The organism is Streptomyces sp. P5F9, assembly GCF_057961495.1.
This window is the reverse complement of record NZ_JBXVPZ010000220.1, coordinates 1-15660: the sequence shown is the minus strand read 5'-3', so window position 1 is coordinate 15660 and position 15660 is coordinate 1. Positions and strand designations below refer to the sequence as shown.

The following is a 15660-nucleotide window of genomic DNA, read 5'->3' as shown; positions in this document are numbered from 1 at the left end:
ACCCTTCCGCCTGGAACCCGCCCGGCTACGGCCCCCAGGCCCGGCCCCGCGCCTCGGCGAGCACACCGGGAGCCACCGTGGCGCGGCGCGGCGGACGACCGGGAGGACGGGTGCCGGGCTGGCTTTCAGCGACCTGCGGGTCCTCGACATGACCGCCTTCTGGGCCGGACCCTCGTGCACGCACGTGCTCGCTCTGCTCGGCGCCGAGGTGATCCACCTGGAATCCACCTCACGGCCCGACGGCACCCGGCTGATCGCGGGCGTCCCGCCGACCGTGGACCAGTGGTGGGAGCGGTCGCCGATCTTCGCGGGCCTCAACACCAACAAGAAGAGCCTGACACTCGACTTCCGGACCGAGCGGGGACGGGACCTGCTGCGCCGCCTGATCGCGACCTGCGATGTGATCGTCGAGAACTACACCCCGCGGGTCCTGGACCAACTCGGCCTGGACTACGAGGCGGTACGGGCCCTGCGCCCGGACACCGTCATGGTCCGCATGCCCGGCTTCGGCCTCGACGGACCGTGGCGCGACAACGCCGCGTTCGCCTTCGTCATCGAGGACGCGTCGGGACTGACCTGGCTCACCGGCCATCCGGAGTCCAATCCCGTCGAGCCGTACTCGATCGGCGACCCGAACGCCGGCGTCCACGCGCTGAACGGTCTGCTGCTGGCCCTGGAACACCGGCGCCGGACCGGCGAGGGAGCGCTGGTGGAGGCGGCCATGGTCGACGCGGCTCTCAACGTGGCCGCCGAGCAGGTCATCGAGTACTCGGCCTACGGCGCGCTGCTGGAGCGGGCCGGGAACCGGGGGCCTCGCGCGGCCCCGCAGAACCTGTATCTCACCGCGGACCAGGACGAGTTCGGCCGACGGGACTCCTGGGTGGCGATAGCCGTGGCCACCGACGAACAGTGGGAGGCGCTGCGCGACGCCCTCGGCCGCCCCGGCTGGGCGTCGAGCCCCGAGCTGTCCACCGCCGAGGGACGGCACAGGCACCATGACGCCGTCGACGAGCGGCTCGCCGCCTGGTGCCGTGAGCGCGGTGCGGACGAGATCGTCGACCGTCTCTGGCCGGCCGGTGTCCCGGTGGGCAAGGTGATGCAGCCGCACCGGCAGGCCGAGTTGGAGCAGGTGCGGTTCCGCGGCTTCTTCGAGGAGATCGACCACCCCGTGGGCGGCCGGGCCCGCTACAGCACCCTGCCGGTCCGGCTCTCCCGGAGCCCTGTCCACCGCCGTCTTCGCCACGCTCCCCTGCTCGGACGGCACAACCACGAGCTGCTGGCCGAACTCGGCCTGACGGAACAGGAGATCACCGCGCTGGAGGCCGACGGGGTCATCGGCCGGGAACCGGCCCGGTAGTCGTGCCGTGCACGGCCTCGGCGATCCGCACGAACGACCGGATCCGCGGAGTGGCGTCGGCAGCACGCCAGGCGATGACGAGTGCGCTCGGCGGCATGTCGGTCAACGGCACCACCGTCAGCCCCTCCGGCAGGGCGTGCCCGAGCGGCATCAGCCCTACGGTGCCGTTCCACAGCACGGACTGCAGGCACTCACGGGCCGTCCGTACGACGGGCCCGTCACGGCGTCGGCCCTCGCCCGCCGACCCCGTCCAGTAGGCCTGCCACACCGGGTCCGTGCCCTCCGGGAAGCGGAACCAGCGGCGCTCGGCGAGGTCGGCCAGGCGCAGGCCGTCGCGGTGGGCGAGCGGGTCGTCCGTACGGAGGACCACGCCGACCTGTTCCAAGCGCAGGGTGCGGGTGGTGATGCCGGCGTCGTCGAAGGGTGTCCTGGTCAGCGCCACGTCGACGAGCCCGGCCCGTAGTCCCGCGGTCGGATCGGTCAGGTCCGACTCGCGGATGAGGATGCGGGCGGCGGGGTGGTGCTCCCGGTAGGCGGCGGCGAGCCGGGTGCCGAACTGTTCCGCGCTGTCGGCGAGGGTGCCCACGGTCAGGGTGACCGGTCCGGCCAGTGCGGTCACGCGGGTCCGCACCCGGTCGGCCTGCGCCAACAGGGCGCGCGCCTCCTCGTGGAGGAGGACGCCGGCCGGGGTGAGCGCCACCCCTGTCGGTGAGCGGAGCAGCAGGACACAGCCGAGCTCGGCCTCCAGCTGTTTGATCGCCCGGCTCAGCGGCGGCTGGGTCATCCGCAGGCGCGCGGCGGCCCGGCCGAAGTGGAGTTCCTCGGCGACCGCCACGAAGTAGCGCAGCGTGCGTAGCTCCATGACCGGCGACGATACCGACGCGGTATCGGCCGTACAGGATCGGTCTTGGACACCAGCCGGGGTCCGGCGGTGGAGTGGGGGTGGACAAGATCGCCGTACTGCTGAGGAGTCGCCATGGCCGACCGTGTGTCGCACGACCCCGTCGTGCACATCACCGAAGTGCGGGAACTGGACCGCGACTTGGTGGTCGTGCCCGACGGGCGGGTGCAGTTGGTGCCGAACATCGGTGTCATCGGCGGCCGGGACGCGGTGCTCGTCGTGGAGACGGGGCTGGGGCCGCGGAACGCCGAGAAGGTGCTGGAGTTCGCGACCGAGTACGCCAGGGGACGCAGGCTCTATCTCACGACGACCCACTTCCACCCTGAACACGCCTTCGGGGCGCAGGCGTTCGCGGGTGAGGCGACGTTCCTCGTGAACCGCGCGCAGGCCGAGGACCTGAAGGTGAAGGGCACGGGATATCTCGACATGTTCCGGGGTCTCGGTGAGCCGGTCGCCCGGCAGCTCGAAGGTGTCGAACTGCCGGAGCCCGACCTCGTCTACGACGAGGCGTACGACCTCGAACTGGGCGGCCGGGTCGTGCAGTTGAGGGCCACGGGCCGGGCGCACAGCAGGGGCGACCAGGTGGTGCGGGTGCCGGACGCGGGCGTGCTGTTCACCGGGGACCTGGTGGAGGCGGGGCAGTTCGCGATCTTCCCGTGGTTCCCGCCGTACGACACCGATGTGTCCGGTACGCGCTGGCTCGCGGTGATGGAGCGGCTCGCGGGCGAGGGGGCGCGGGTCGTCGTACCCGGCCACGGGGCAGTCGGCGGGCCGGAGTTGCTCGCGGACGTCCGTGACTATCTGCGGCTGCTGCGGGACGAGACGTGGGTGCGGCGCGACTCGGCGATGAGCGAGGAGACGATCGTCGAGGAGGTCAGGGCACTCATGATCGAGCGGCATCCCGAGTGGGCCGAACGGGACTGGATCGAGAAGGGAGTCGGCTGCCTCTGCGCCGAACACCCGGCGTGAGCACGCGAGTTACGAGGCGCTCGTCACGAAGCCGTCCCTGGCCGTGTCGAAGACGGGACGGTAGCTGTCCCACTTCGCGTCCGGCGCCGAGAGGTAGATGTCGTACTCGCGGCCGCCCTCCCGGCCGAAGCCGAGGTCGATGGCGCGGAACACCCGGACCCGGCCCTGGAAGGTGAACTCCCAGACAGCGGCGGGCTGTTGCTGGAAGGTGGTCTGCTGCATACGGAGCCTGCGGTACGAGGGGTAGTTGACCTTGGTGTTGGCCTCGATGTCCGCGAAGTGCGTGCTCGGGTCGGGGCCCGCCGGGTCCACGATCCCGATGGTGAGCCCGGCCAGGCCCGTCTCGTCGGTATACGTGACGCCCTCCGCCGTCCGCTTGCCGGCCTTCCAGCCGTCCGGAACCGGGAAGGAGACGCCGAGTTGACGGTCCCGGACGAGGTGGTAGCCCTCCGGCACGGGTGACGCGGAGGCTGAGGACGTCGTCATAGGCCGCGACGTCGCTTCCCCGGGCGCGGACTTGGACGTCGCGTGCAGCACGAACGCCGTGGCCGCGGCAGCGGCGGCCACGGCGATGGCGATCGCCCCGGCCACGAGCCCCTTGCGGCTCCGGCGCCGCCCGCGGCCGGAGTCCCTCGCAGGTTCCGGCTCCGGTGCCAGGACGGTCAAGTCGGCGGTGTCGGGGGCCAGTTGGGCCGTCGACTCGCCCCACCACGCGGTCTGCAGGGCCCGTTCCGTCTGTTCCGCCGTCGGCCGCTCGTCGGGCTCCTTGATGAGGAGAGCCTCGATGAGCGGCTCCAGCGGTCCGGCCTGCTTCATGGGTTCGAGTGGGTCCACGGCGATGGCGTACGCGGTCTCCATCGCGGTGACCCTGCGGAACGGCGGGCGCCCCTCGACGGCCTGGTAGAGCGTGGCGCCCAGGGCCCACAGGTCGGAGGCGGTTCCGGGGGTGAGACCTCGGATCCGTTCCGGGGCCATGTAGTGGATGGAGCCGACCATCTCGCCGGTCTTCGTGAGGGTCGACGTCCCGTCGGTCATGGCGATGCCGAAGTCGGTGAGGACGAGCCGGTCGCCGGTGCCGAGGAGGACGTTGCCGGGCTTGACGTCGCGGTGCAGCACACCGGCGGCGTGGGCGGCGCGCAGTGCGGCGACCATGTCGAGGCCGATGCGGGCCGCCTCCTGGTACGGCAGGGTCCGGCCGTCCTTGAGGAGTTCGGCGAGCGTGGGGCCCGGGACGTACTCCATGACGATGCAGGGGCGTCCCTCGTCGTCGACGACGTCATGGACGACGATCACGTTCGGGTGCGCGATGCGGGCGGCGCTGCGGGCCTCGCGGCGGGTGCGCTCGAAGAGGGTGGCGAGTTCGTCGGCGGAGAGTTCCGGGCGTGCGTGGAGCCGCTTGACCGCGACCTGGCGGCCGAGCACCTCGTCATCGGCCCGCCAGACAGTGCCCATGCCGCCCCGGCCGATCTGCTCGGTCAGCCGGTAGCGCCCGGCGATGCGACGCCCTTCGTCCGACACGGTGTCCTCCGCCGGTTCTGTCCCCGTTCGATTCGCCTGGTCACCATAACCGGCTCTTGTCCCGGATCGTGTGGGGCGGATCACGGTGCCCGCCGTCGACGAAAGGGTCCCCCGCCTCGACTGGAGGGTGGAGAGGGTCTAGTACCCCGGTACTAGACACCCCGGCCGTTTTCACTTCCCCGGTGCCGCGGACGCGAGGAAAGCCGCTCCTAGCGTGAAGGCGTGGGTCGCGCAGGCCCTCCACTTTCTGTCGAACCTGGTGGGAGTACCCCATGGCCACCTTTCTCTACCGGCTGGGCCGGTTCTCGTTCCGGCGCCGACGGCTCGTCCTGGTGCTGTGGATCGCCGCCTTGGCGGTCGTCGGCATCGGCGCCATGAACGTCTCGACGAGCACGTCCGACAGCTTCAGCCTCCCCGGCACGCAGTCGCAGAAGGCGATCGACCTGCTGGAGAAGGAGTTCCCGCAGGCATCGGCATCCGGCGCCACCGCCCGCGTGGTGTTCGAAGCGCCCAAGGGGCACACACTCGCGTCCGGCGCCGACAGGGCCGAGGTCCGGTCGCTGATCGCCGACCTCAAGAAGGCGCCCCAGGTCGCGAACGTCTCCGACCCGTACCAGAGCGGCCTGATCAGCAAGTCGGGCACCATCACCTACGCCCAGGTCACCTACAAGGTCGGCCAGCCCGACGTCACCGACGCCGCGCGCGACGCGCTGCACTCCGTGGCCGACAAGGGCGAGAAGGCCGGCCTCGCGGTCAGCCTGGGCGGCAACGCCGTACAGGAGAAGGCGGGCAGCAGCAGCACCGAGCTGATCGGTCTGCTGATCGCGGCCGTGGCACTCGTCATCACGTTCGGGTCGCTGCTCGCGGCCGGGCTGCCGCTGCTGACGGCGATCTTCGGGGTCGGGACGGCGGTCGCCGCCATCACGGTCGCGAGCGCGTTCTTCGACCTCAGCTCGGCCGCGTCGACGCTGGCGCTGATGCTGGGCCTGGCGGTGTCCATCGACTACGCCCTGTTCATCGTCTCCCGGTACCGCGGTGAGATCCGCGAGGGCCACGAGCCGGAGGAGGCCGCGGGCCGGGCGCTGGGTACCGCCGGTTCCGCGGTGGTGTTCGCCGGTCTCACCGTCGTCATCGCCCTGGCCGGTCTGAGCATCATCGGCATCAGCATGCTGACCACGATGGGCCTGGGCGCCGCCTTCGCGGTCGTCATCGCGGTACTGATCGCGCTGACCCTGCTGCCCGCGGTGCTGGGCTTCGCCGGGATGCGGATCATGGGCAGCCGGTTCACCAGCCGCCGGATGCGTGCCCTCCAGGAGAGCGGCAAGGGGGAGACGACGGGCGTGCGCTGGGCCCGGTTCGTGACCCGCAACCCGCTGAAGATGCTGGTCGTCTCCGTCGTCGGACTCGGCGTCCTCGCCATCCCCGCCCTGTCGATGCGCCTGGCCCTGCCGGACGACAGCATGTCCTCACCGGGCACCAGCGAGCGCGTCGCCTACGACACGATCACCAAGGGCTTCGGCGACGGCTACAACGGCCCGCTGACCGTGGTCGTCGACGGCCGGGACAGCAGCGACGCGAAGGCCGCCGCGCGGGACGCGGTCGCCCAGCTCGGCAGGCTGTCCGACATCGCCGCCGTACGCCCCGCCGTGTTCAACCAGAGCGGTGACGTGGCCCTGATCTCCGTCGTGCCGAAGAGTTCGCCCAGCAGCGCGGCCACCGTCGACCTGGTCTCCGAGATCCGCGACCGCGGCCCCGCCCTGAGGAGCGACACCGGCGCCGAACTGATGGTCACCGGGACGACCGCGCTGAACATCGACGTGTCCAACAAGCTGAGCGGCGCCCTGATCCCCTACCTGGGCGTGGTCGTCGGCCTGGCCCTGGTCCTGCTGCTCCTCGTCTTCCGTTCGATCCTGGTCCCGCTCAAGGCGGCCCTCGGCTTCCTGCTCAGCGTGCTCGCCACGCTCGGTGTGGTGGTCGCGGTGTTCCAGTGGGGCTGGCTGGCGGACCTGTTCGGCGTCGACCAGACCTCGCCGATCGTGAGCGTCCTGCCGATCTTCATGATCGGCGTGGTGTTCGGGCTCGCCATGGACTACGAGGTATTCCTGGTGACCCGGATGCGTGAGGAGTACGTCCACGGGGCCGAGCCCACGGACGCGGTGATCGCGGGCTTCCGGCACAGCGCCCGGGTGGTCACGGCCGCCGCGGTCATCATGATCTCCGTGTTCGCCGGGTTCCTGCTGGACGACGTGGCGCTGATCAAGTCGATCGGCCTGGGCCTCGCCTCCGCCGTCCTCTTCGACGCCTTCGTCGTCCGCATGACGATCGTGCCCGCGGTCATGACTCTGCTCGGCCGCCGCGCCTGGGCGCTGCCCGGCCGGCTCGACCGGAAGCTGCCCAACGTGGACGTCGAGGGCGAGCGGCTGCGCCACCTGCTGGCCGAGACCCCGGACGACGGCTCCACCGGCCCGGGCAGGGCGCCCGTGTCGTCCGGCGCCACCGGCAAGAGCTGAGGCGGCGGCCGTACGATCCACACCAGGACGCCGTTCACGGCTGTACGGCTGCCGCCCCTGTCGACCACACCGTCCCCGCCCGCCGGTCCTCTTCCCCCCGGGACCGACGGGCGGCCCGCCCGCACTGTGGAGGGTGTCCCCCGTGACCGCACCGCCGACGACGGACCGGCCTCTCAAGCCCGAGAACCTGATCGGACGGACCCGGCTGGGCGACTCCGAGTACCGGTCGGTCGTCCGGCTGCTCACGTGGCTCGCGCGGGTGCGGGCGGCCGACGTGGCGCATCCGCGGGTCAGGCTCTGGGGAGTGCCCGCCCTTTACGCCCTCGGCGGCGTTCAGGCCCTGGTGCGTGCGGCCCAGGACTCCGGCGCCGCCTTCGTGCTGATGCTGGCGGTCACGGCGGGATACACCGTGCCGTTGCTGTGGCGGAGGCAGCGGCCCGTGCTGGTCTTCGCCTTCCTGGCCGTCCTCTCCGAGGCGTGCCTGTTCCTGGGAGTGGACTCGGGTTCGAGCGCCACCCAGCTGGTGGCGCTGCTCAACGTGGGGCGCTTCGGGGCTCCCGGCCAGCTGGCCGTCGGCGTCGCGTACAACCTCCTGCAGACTTTCGTGTCGATCGTCTTCTTCAACGGCCTCAAGGGGTCGGCCCAAGGGGCCAGTACGCCGGTGCTGGCGTTCCTGGCCGTGGTCGCCATCCTGTCGATGGCCGCGCTGGGTCTTGCCGGAAAACTGGTGAACGCGTACATCGAGGCCCTCCAGGAACACGCCGTGCGGCTGGAGATGGAGCGCGACCAGCGCGCCCAGCTGGCCGCGGCGACCGAACGCGCCCGCGTGGCACGGGAGATGCACGACATCCTCGGCCACACCCTCGCCGTGATCGTCGGCCTCGCGGGCGGCGCCGCCGGGCTCGCCGAGACCAAGCCGAAGCGGGGCGCGGACACCCTGCGGATCATCGCCGAGAGCGGGCGCGGCGCGCTGGCCGAACTGCGCCGGCTACTCGCCGTCATCCACGACGACGAACCCGACGACACCCCGCTCGCACCCCAGCCCGGACTGACCGACCTGAACGCCCTGATGGAACGGGTGAGAGCCGCGGGCCCCGCCGCCACCCTGCACCTCAAGGGCGAACTCACCCATCTCGCCCAGGGACTTCAGCTCGCCGTCTACCGCATCGTGCAGGAAGCCCTCACCAACACGCTCAAGCACGCGGCACCGAGCACGACGGTCGAGGTCACGGTGACGGCCGGTCCGCAGGCGGTCATCGTCACCGTCGAGGACACCGGCCCGCACAAGGCGTCCGGCACCGACGAACAGGGCAAGGGCCTGGTCGGCATGCGCGAACGGGCCGCGCTCTACGGCGGACAGGTCGTCGCGGGCCCCAACTCCCGCGGTGGCTGGACCGTCCGCGCCCTCCTCCTCCCCGCCTCGACCGCCCCCGACCTGACGGAGAAGCACCCGGCATGACCACCGTCCTCATCGTCGACGACCAGGCCCTGCAGCGCCTCGGCTTCAGCATGCTCATCGAGCAGTACCCCGACCTGAGCACCGTCGGCGAGGCCACGCACGGCGTCGAGGCGGTCCGGCTGGCGGCCGAACTCCGCCCCGACGTCGTCCTGATGGACGTCCGCATGCCCGGCATGGACGGCATCGAGGCCACCCGCCGGATCGTGCAGTCGGGCGGGCGTTCACGTGTCCTGGTCCTCACCACCTTCGACCTCGACGAGTACGCGTACGCCGCGCTGCGCGCCGGGGCCAGCGGCTTCCTCCTCAAGGACGCGCTGCCCGAGGAACTCGTCGCCGGCATCCGCGCGGTGGCCGCCGGGGACGCCGTCATCTCCCCCGGCCTGACCCGCAAACTCATCGACGCCTTCGCCGACCGCATGCCCGGCCGCACCGCCGAACAGGACCGCCGCCTCGACGCCCTCACCGACCGCGAACGCGAGGTCCTCACCGTCATGGCGGCGGGATGGAGCAACACCGAGATCGCCGACCGCCTGTGCCTGGCCGAGTCCACCGTCAAGTCCCACGTCAGCCGCATCCTCGCGAAGATCGGCGCGCGGGACCGGGTGCAGGCGGTCATCTTCGCGTATGACGCGGGGTTGGTACGGCCGGCTTGAGGTCTCCCCTCAGGCTGCCGGCACGGACACGAACTGCCCGATCCGCACGACCGCGTCCGGGTAGGCGTTGGCCATTCGCAGCATCTGGGAGAGCGGCAACTGGATGTTGATGGCGACGAACAGCTTGAACGGCAGCAGCGTGGACACCGCCAACAGCAGGTATCCGCAACGGGATCGAGATCGTCGGGAGTCTGGTGCGCTGACCCCTGCGGGCAGTCAGGTCGTCGGAGCGCGCGGCGCCGTGCAACTCCCGTTCGGGGCATGGCCTGTTGGCCAGGACAGGGTGACGAAGCGGTCGGTGCGGGTCGTGGGGTCGAGGCGGACGACGGCGACCGCCTTTCCGTAGGGGTTGCCCTGGTTGTCGAGGCAGATCCAGCCACTGGCGCCCTCGACGCGGTGGGCGCCGTGCAGGCGTAGCCAGGCGTTGCGGACCTCGTCGGTGGAGGGAACCGCGTGGCCGTGGACGGCTTCGTCGCGGATGCCCTCGATCGCGGTCCAGGCCGAGTCGTAGGTGATGATGGCGCGGTAGTCGGCCAGGTCCACCGGGCCGACGGGGCCGGTTACTTGATGGCTCGTCAGCTCTTCCAGCGTCCTGAAGGCTTCGGCCGAGCCGCCGGTGGCCGGGGCGTTCGAGGGTGTCCCACTCCAGATCGCCGTCCAGGGGAAGGGCGTTGGCGGCCGGTCCCGTGATGACGGTGTACGCACGGGCGCGGCAGCCCCGGTTGCCCAATTCGTTGAGGAACTGGCGGAGTTGGACCGGCCGTCCGGCGAAGTAGATCTCCTTGGCCGGGGATTCGCAGATGTTGGCGACGATCTGCCGGAAGTCGTTCGACGTCGTGCCCTCCGCGCTGATGTCCGGCGGGGAACGGAACTGCTCGGGTGCCAGCGAGGCCCCCTCGGTCCGCGCCTCGAAGACCTTCCGGAGGCTGGTGATGTAGTTGTCGTCGTTCCGCGCGTCCTCCACCAGCACGGTCTGCCGCACCCCGACACCGCGGTCGGCGTGGGCGAGGGCGGCGGCCTGGTCGGTGTTGTCCAGCAGAACGGCCCAGTGGTACTCGGCCCAGGCGCGCGTCTTCTCGTCGCCGCTCTCGATCGCCGCGCGGTAGCCGGCCTCGGCCATCGCACGGTCGGCGGCGCGGGGTTCGCGCCGGAACGGCAGACGGCTGTAGGCGAGTCGCCCCGTGCGCAAGTGCGCGGTCGGCGATGCCGGATCGAGCGCCGCGACCACCTTCTCGGCCTCTTCCTGACCCTCGATCTGGAAGAACCAGCGGTCTACGGCGATCTCCGCGCGCAACTCGGGTTCGTCGTCCGGGGCCAGGACGGCGAGCGCGGCGTCCCATTCCCCGAGCAGCTGCAGGCGGCGGGCTGTGTAGGTGGACCAGTCATGGAACCGCACCCGCCGGTTCTGCTCCAACACGTGCGCGAGCCGGACGACGGTCGCGGCATATCGGGCCCGCGCGGCGAAGAACTCCTAGCGGGGCCGAGCAGCAACGGCTCGGCCGTGTGGCGGCTAGCGGCCTCGCGCGGGCAGCGAAACGGCGGACAAGCCAAGGGTGTTGAGGAGTGAGGTGCAAGCGGACCAGTCGGGCATCCGGCGGACGGCCACGTCGATGCCCGCCGCGTGGAAGTGGCCCACGGGGACGGCCGGGCGGGCGGCGGTCGGGATGATCACGGCATCGAACTCCGCGATTCCGGCGATGAGTTGAGCGGAGAGGTCGGCCAACTCAGCCGCGTCGTGCCACAGGGCCGGGTTGGTGATCTCGACGGCCACGAAGGGGTATGGGCGCCGGCGCCACCCCGCACGAACTGCACGAGTTCGTACGGGCCCGGTTCCCGCCGTACAAGTACCCCCGGATCGTACTGATCACGGACGAGCTGCCGAAGGGTCCGGCCGGCAGGATCCTCCGCCGGGCGATCACTCTCCCTGAGGCGTAGGAACGACAGCCCGGGCGTCCGTCCCGGACGGCACGCGGACATGGGATGGGGTGTGCGGGTCAGCCGCCCTGACCCGCGCTGCCGACCGGGCCGACCGTCACCGAGGAGCCGGAGCCGTTCGTGACGGGAAGGGTGGCAGCGCCCGGCCAGTCGAGGGTGACCGACTTGGTCTCGTTCGGCGGAGTCACCACCAGCCCGGTGATGCGGACGCCGGAGCCGCCCGACTTGTTGAACGGGTAGTTGACGGGGAAGTAGGTCGACTTCCCGTTCTTGAGGACGGCCGACGTGGTCTCCTGACCGGTGCGCTTCGCCGACACCGTCCCCGCGTTGGTCTTCAGGTCGACGCCCGCGTACCCGGAGATCGTGCAGTCCCGGCCGCCGCCGTTCTTGAACTCGACCACGACGGTCCGGTCGGTGTCGCCGTCGATGGTGTTGTCCGTCGCCGTGATCTCCAGCTCGTCGGTACGGCACTTGCCGGCCTTGGCGTTCGCGTCGGAACCGGTACCGGCCGCCGTGCCCGTGCCGCCTGAGCTCGACCCGCCGGAGCTGGTCCCCGTGGTGGTCTTCGCACCGCTCTGGTCCGAGCTGCCCGTGTCCGAACTGCCGCCCGAGGACGAGGCGTTGGACGCGGACGACACCGTGGGCGCGGACGACGGGTCACTCTTTCCCGTGCCGGCGTCGTCGCTCTGGCAGGCCGTGAGCGAGAGACCGGCGGCGACGGCCAGGGCGGCGAAGGTGAGCTTGTGAACGCGCATCGTTTCATCCTCAGGATCGGTGGTGTCAGTGCCGGCCGCTCCGTACGGGTCATCGGTACGAGCGGGCGTTTCTGATCGTCAAGAGCGGCTCGACCAGGTCGACCGTTCCGCACAGCCACCGCATAAGACATTCCTGTTACACGCACCTCCCCGTATGACGCCCACCGTCACCAGGCACAACGCGCCGGAACGCGGCACGGGCAAGCCGGGACGCCGGTTCCCGGCGCCGTGGCGAACTCGTGCGCGGTCACCGTCCGTTGGGACAGATCCGTAACTCGACGGCCACAACCGATCACCCGCCTTCCTCATCCCGCCGAGCGAACGAAGGAACTCGGGGGAACCCGCGGGCTCCAGACGGGCCGTCAGTCACTTCGCCGGCGCTGTCGGTTCTCCCTGCCCCTCCCACGGCCTGGCCAGCCCCACCAGTGCAACTCCCGCCGCTGCCACGGCGATCAGCATGATCATCGCCATCGGCAGGGAACCGTCCTCGCCGAACACCCCCACCAGCGGGGCCGCGAGCGCGCCGAACAGGAACTGGAGGCCGCCGAGAAGGGCGGAGGCCGCGCCCGGGGCGTTGCGGCCGAGGGCCTGGCCGATGCTCAGGGTCGACGGGAAGACCATGCCGATGCCACCGGCCGTGATGAACAGGGTGATCCAGGTGCCGGCGAGGGTCTCCCCCACGGTCAGTACCAGCAGCACCTGGCCCAGCGCGCCGACCGCGGCGACTGCGACCGCGGCCACGAGGAGGGTGTTCAGCCGTACCCGTCCTGCGAGTTGGGAGAAGGTCGCACCGGCGATCAGCATGGCGACGGCGTTGCTCGCGAAGATCAGGGAGTACGTCGTGGCGGACACCCCGTGCAGGTTCTCGAAGACGAAGCTGGAGCCGCTGATGTAGGCGAACAGTGCCGCCGAGATGAACGCGAGGACAAGGACGTAGCCCATGAACGCACGACGGCGGAGCAACTGCCCCATCGCGCGGAAGGTGTTGGTGATCCCGCCGGCGTGCCGCCGCTCGGGCGGCAGGGTCTCGGGGACCTTGCGGACCACGCCGAGCAGCAACAGGCCGCCCATCACGGTCAGTACGACGAACACCGCGCGCCAGGTCGACACGGCGAGGATCGCGCCGCCGAGCACCGGTGCGGCGACCGGCGCGATGCCCATGATCTGGGAGAGGACCGCGAAGTAGCGGGGCAGTTCGGCCCCTTGGAAGCGGTCGGTCAGGACGGCGCGGGCCAGCACCATGCCGGCGGCGCCCGACACACCCTGGAGGAATCGGGCTCCGGTGAGGACCTCGACGTCGGGTGCGAGGGCGCAGGCGACGGAGAAGACCGTGAACGCGGCCGTTCCGGAGAGCAGCAGTCCGCGGCGGCCGAGGCTGTCGCTGAGCGGGCCGATCAGCAGCTGGCCGACGACGAGTCCGGCCAGGAACGCGGTCATCGTCAGCTGGACGGCCGAGCTGCTCGCCCCGAGCGTGTCCCCCATCGCGGGGAAACCGGGGACGTACATGTCGGTCGCGAGCGGGGCGACCGCGGTCAGCGCGGCGAGAACGGCGACCAGGGCGACGGCGGTGCGCCGCGAGCGGTCGATGGAGTCGGCCGGTGCGGCGGGGCGCGCGGCGGCGGAACTGGATGGGGACGGCGATACCATGACCATAACGGTAACCGATGGTTCACCGGTTAACAATGACGGACCGCTGAAGGCCTTCGCCAGCCCGTGAAGACCCATGAAAGCCCGCGGACCGGGTCTGCGAAGGCCTACGAAGGCCCGGTCCAGGAAGTGAGAAGACGAGCCGCATGCCGCCCTCCCCCGCCGATGTCCGCGCACAGTGGACCGAGCACAATCCCGGCCTCGACACCTCCCCCATGGAGCTGATCGGCCTGCTCAAGCACGCCACCGGGCTCCTGAACCGCGCCGTCGAACCCCTCTACGCGGGCGCCGAGCTCACCGCCCCCGAGGTCGACATGCTGATCCCCCTGCGGCACGCCACCGAGCCGGTGATCGCCCGCCGCCTCGCCGAATGGCTCGGCCTGTCCCGCGCGGGCGTCAGCAAGGCCCTGGGCAAGCTGGAGAAGCGCGGTTTCATCGCGCGTACGCCGAACCCGGCGGACCGGCGTGCCGCGCTGGTGACCATCACGCCGGCCGGGGCGAAGGCGGTGGACGACCTGTTTCCGCGCCAACTCTCCGCCGAGGTGCGGTTGTTGGCGGGGCTGGGTGAGGACCGGGATCAGGTGTTGAGTGCGTTGGGGCGGCTGGTGGAGGTCATGGAGCGCCAAGTGGGCCGTGAATGAAGGCTTCCTGACGGAATGTCACCCTCGGGGGCTCGGCTCCGCGTCAGGTCGTGGCATCCCTCAGTACATGACTCGGGCGCCCCACAGCACGTGCAGTGTCGGCGGCTTGCGGAAGACCAGGCCGTGCGGGGCGGTGGGGCGGTCCGGGTCGAGGCGCAGGGAGGGGAGTCGTTCGAGGAGGTGCCGGAGGGCGACGCGGGTCTCCAGGCGTGCGAGGTGGGCGGCGAGGCAGTAGTGCGGGCCGTGGGCGAAGGCGAGTTGGAGGCGGGCGTTCTCGCGGCGGACGTCGAAGCGGTCGGGGTCGGGAAAGACGGCCGGGTCGCGGTTGGCGCCGGTGAGGGAGACGGTGACCAGGTCGCCCTCGCGGATCGCGGCCGGGCCGAGGACGGTGTCGCGGGTGGCGTAGCGGTCCACGACGGCGGCGCCGGGTTCGAGGCGCAACGACTCCTCGATCGCGCCGTCCAGCAGCCCCATGTCGGCCTGGACGAGAGCGAGTTGGTCGGGGTGGCGGAGTAGATGCAGCAGCGCGTTGGTGATCATCGCCTCGGTGGTCTCGATGCCGCCGAACATCAACACGGCGGCGTTGGAGGCCACTTCGGGGAGTGTGAGGTGTCCGGCGGCGGAGCCGAGGAGCGAGGCTCCGCCCCGGTCGGCGACGGTGGCTTCGACGGAGGCGCGCAGTTCCGCGTACGCCTTGGTGCCGGCGGCTCCCGCCTCGTGGCCGGCCGTGATGTCCGAGACCGCCCGCACGATGGCGTCGTACCAGGAGAGGACCGTGTCCGGGGTGGTACCGGTCAGCCCGAGTGCCTCGGTCACGACGGCGACCGCGAGCGGGCCGGCGAAGGCGCGCCGCAGTTCACCGGCGCCCGCCGGCAGCAGTTCCGTGACGAGTCGGTCGGTCTCGCCCTCGATGAACGAGGCGAAGCCGTCCCGGACTTCGCGGGGTCGGAAGGGCGCGGTGAAGGGTTCACGGTGACGGGCGTGCCGCTCCCCGTCGAGGGACAGCATGCTCGGGCCGACGACCTGAGCGGTGGAGAAGCGCGGGTCGTCCACGGTGAAGGTGGCCGCGTCCCGCATCACAGCCAACGCGAGGTCCCGCCGCGTGACCAGCCAGCCGCCCAACTCCGGCAACCAGGACACGGGTTCACTCTCACGAAGCCGCGCCAGCCGTGCGTGTGGGTCCTGAGCGAGCTCGGCAAGCGTGGTCCCGGCACCGAGCGGGAAGGAGGCGGCGGCGACCGCGCTCATCGCGATCCATGACGGGACAGGGGGAAACTGGCCATGACCGAGGCTAACAATCGGGGTGTGGGTCGGG

General features: G+C 71.1%; 17 protein-coding genes. 9 read left to right on the top strand and 8 right to left on the bottom strand.

Annotated features, from left to right (window positions below):
- A partial coding sequence (locus AC31A1_RS29665; protein WP_489656266.1) for a CaiB/BaiF CoA transferase family protein occupies positions 1 to 1357 on the top strand: 1357 nt, incomplete at its 5' end.
- Here the strand turns inward: AC31A1_RS29665 and AC31A1_RS29660 are convergent.
- Positions 1332 to 2219, bottom strand: coding sequence for a LysR family transcriptional regulator (locus AC31A1_RS29660; RefSeq protein ID WP_489656265.1), 888 nt, complete (start codon positions 2217 to 2219; stop codon positions 1332 to 1334). The genes AC31A1_RS29665 and AC31A1_RS29660 overlap by 26 nt on opposite strands.
- Before the next feature lie 114 nt (positions 2220 to 2333).
- Here AC31A1_RS29660 and AC31A1_RS29655 point away from each other — a divergent pair, with 114 nt between their 5' ends.
- Entirely contained in the window at positions 2334 to 3227 is an 894-nt protein-coding gene (locus AC31A1_RS29655; protein WP_489656264.1) for an MBL fold metallo-hydrolase, read from the top strand.
- A gap of 9 nt (positions 3228 to 3236) precedes the next feature.
- Here AC31A1_RS29655 and AC31A1_RS29650 read toward each other — a convergent pair whose 3' ends face one another.
- Positions 3237 to 4745, bottom strand: coding sequence for a serine/threonine-protein kinase (locus AC31A1_RS29650; protein ID WP_489656263.1), 1509 nt, complete (start codon positions 4743 to 4745; stop codon positions 3237 to 3239).
- Between the two features lie 272 nt (positions 4746 to 5017).
- Here AC31A1_RS29650 and AC31A1_RS29645 point away from each other — a divergent pair, with 272 nt between their 5' ends.
- The 3 genes from AC31A1_RS29645 (at position 5018) to AC31A1_RS29635 (ending at position 9367) form a co-directional block, all read left to right on the top strand.
- Positions 5018 to 7255: an MMPL family transporter gene (locus tag AC31A1_RS29645; RefSeq protein WP_489656262.1), complete on the top strand. Its 2238-nt coding sequence runs from the start codon at positions 5018 to 5020 to the stop codon at positions 7253 to 7255.
- A gap of 142 nt (positions 7256 to 7397) precedes the next feature.
- Positions 7398 to 8714: a sensor histidine kinase gene (locus tag AC31A1_RS29640; protein ID WP_489656261.1), complete on the top strand. Its 1317-nt coding sequence runs from the start codon at positions 7398 to 7400 to the stop codon at positions 8712 to 8714.
- Complete coding sequence (locus tag AC31A1_RS29635) at positions 8711 to 9367, top strand: response regulator (RefSeq protein ID WP_489656260.1); 657 nt, start codon at positions 8711 to 8713, stop codon at positions 9365 to 9367. Before AC31A1_RS29640 ends, AC31A1_RS29635 begins: the two co-directional genes overlap by 4 nt.
- A 9-nt stretch (positions 9368 to 9376) precedes the next feature.
- On the opposite strand, the gene AC31A1_RS29630 is transcribed toward AC31A1_RS29635, so the two are convergent.
- Both AC31A1_RS29630 and AC31A1_RS29625 read right to left on the bottom strand, forming a co-directional pair.
- Positions 9377 to 9520, bottom strand: coding sequence for a hypothetical protein (locus tag AC31A1_RS29630; RefSeq protein ID WP_489656259.1), 144 nt, complete (start codon positions 9518 to 9520; stop codon positions 9377 to 9379).
- Positions 9521 to 9583: 63 nt separating this feature from the next.
- Complete coding sequence (locus tag AC31A1_RS29625; protein ID WP_489656258.1) at positions 9584 to 10072, bottom strand: hypothetical protein; 489 nt, start codon at positions 10070 to 10072, stop codon at positions 9584 to 9586.
- A 95-nt stretch (positions 10073 to 10167) separates the two neighbouring features.
- Here AC31A1_RS29625 and AC31A1_RS29620 point away from each other — a divergent pair, with 95 nt between their 5' ends.
- Positions 10168 to 10305 (top strand): hypothetical protein, encoded by a 138-nt coding sequence (locus AC31A1_RS29620; RefSeq protein ID WP_489656257.1) that lies wholly within the window; start codon positions 10168 to 10170, stop codon positions 10303 to 10305.
- 435 nt (positions 10306 to 10740) lie between these two features.
- Positions 10741 to 10842 carry a CGNR zinc finger domain-containing protein gene (locus tag AC31A1_RS29615; RefSeq protein WP_489656256.1) on the top strand — a complete coding sequence of 34 codons (102 nt, stop codon included), beginning with the start codon at positions 10741 to 10743 and terminating at the stop codon, positions 10840 to 10842.
- 35 nt (positions 10843 to 10877) lie between these two features.
- Here AC31A1_RS29615 and AC31A1_RS29610 read toward each other — a convergent pair whose 3' ends face one another.
- Positions 10878 to 11138: a hypothetical protein gene (locus tag AC31A1_RS29610; protein ID WP_489656255.1), complete on the bottom strand. Its 261-nt coding sequence runs from the start codon at positions 11136 to 11138 to the stop codon at positions 10878 to 10880.
- Between the two features lie 8 nt (positions 11139 to 11146).
- Here AC31A1_RS29610 and AC31A1_RS29605 point away from each other — a divergent pair, with 8 nt between their 5' ends.
- Entirely contained in the window at positions 11147 to 11302 is a 156-nt protein-coding gene (locus tag AC31A1_RS29605) for a hypothetical protein (protein WP_489656254.1), read from the top strand.
- A gap of 59 nt (positions 11303 to 11361) precedes the next feature.
- Here the strand turns inward: AC31A1_RS29605 and AC31A1_RS29600 are convergent, their stop codons facing one another.
- Both AC31A1_RS29600 and AC31A1_RS29595 read right to left on the bottom strand, forming a co-directional pair.
- Positions 11362 to 12057, bottom strand: a complete 696-nt coding sequence (locus tag AC31A1_RS29600; RefSeq protein WP_489656253.1) for a DUF4232 domain-containing protein — start codon at positions 12055 to 12057, stop codon at positions 11362 to 11364.
- Positions 12058 to 12423: 366 nt separating this feature from the next.
- Complete coding sequence (locus tag AC31A1_RS29595; RefSeq protein WP_489656252.1) at positions 12424 to 13704, bottom strand: multidrug effflux MFS transporter; 1281 nt, start codon at positions 13702 to 13704, stop codon at positions 12424 to 12426.
- 146 nt (positions 13705 to 13850) lie between these two features.
- On the opposite strand from AC31A1_RS29595, the gene AC31A1_RS29590 reads away from it, so the two are divergent.
- Entirely contained in the window at positions 13851 to 14345 is a 495-nt protein-coding gene (locus AC31A1_RS29590) for a MarR family winged helix-turn-helix transcriptional regulator (RefSeq protein ID WP_489656251.1), read from the top strand.
- A 60-nt stretch (positions 14346 to 14405) separates the two neighbouring features.
- Here AC31A1_RS29590 and AC31A1_RS29585 read toward each other — a convergent pair whose 3' ends face one another.
- On the bottom strand, positions 14406 to 15593 hold the full coding sequence (locus tag AC31A1_RS29585) for a cytochrome P450 (RefSeq protein ID WP_489656250.1): 1188 nt from the start codon (positions 15591 to 15593) through the stop codon (positions 14406 to 14408).
- Between the last annotated feature and the right edge of the window lie 67 nt (positions 15594 to 15660).

What these genes read in the sequence shown, in the direction of transcription:
- AC31A1_RS29600 (WP_489656253.1), bottom strand. Translation starts at nt 12,057, where the DNA reads ATGCGCGTTCACAAGCTCACCTTCGCCGCCCTGGCCGTCGCCGCCGGT.
- AC31A1_RS29605 (WP_489656254.1), top strand. Translation starts at nt 11,147, where the DNA reads ATGGGCGCCGGCGCCACCCCGCACGAACTGCACGAGTTCGTACGGGCC.
- AC31A1_RS29655 (WP_489656264.1), top strand. Translation starts at nt 2,334, where the DNA reads ATGGCCGACCGTGTGTCGCACGACCCCGTCGTGCACATCACCGAAGTG.
- AC31A1_RS29645 (WP_489656262.1), top strand. Translation starts at nt 5,018, where the DNA reads ATGGCCACCTTTCTCTACCGGCTGGGCCGGTTCTCGTTCCGGCGCCGA.
- AC31A1_RS29620 (WP_489656257.1), top strand. Translation starts at nt 10,168, where the DNA reads ATGTTGGCGACGATCTGCCGGAAGTCGTTCGACGTCGTGCCCTCCGCG.
- AC31A1_RS29590 (WP_489656251.1), top strand. Translation starts at nt 13,851, where the DNA reads ATGCCGCCCTCCCCCGCCGATGTCCGCGCACAGTGGACCGAGCACAAT.
- AC31A1_RS29635 (WP_489656260.1), top strand. Translation starts at nt 8,711, where the DNA reads ATGACCACCGTCCTCATCGTCGACGACCAGGCCCTGCAGCGCCTCGGC.
- AC31A1_RS29595 (WP_489656252.1), bottom strand. Translation starts at nt 13,704, where the DNA reads ATGGTATCGCCGTCCCCATCCAGTTCCGCCGCCGCGCGCCCCGCCGCA.
- AC31A1_RS29660 (WP_489656265.1), bottom strand. Translation starts at nt 2,219, where the DNA reads ATGGAGCTACGCACGCTGCGCTACTTCGTGGCGGTCGCCGAGGAACTC.
- AC31A1_RS29585 (WP_489656250.1), bottom strand. Translation starts at nt 15,593, where the DNA reads ATGAGCGCGGTCGCCGCCGCCTCCTTCCCGCTCGGTGCCGGGACCACG.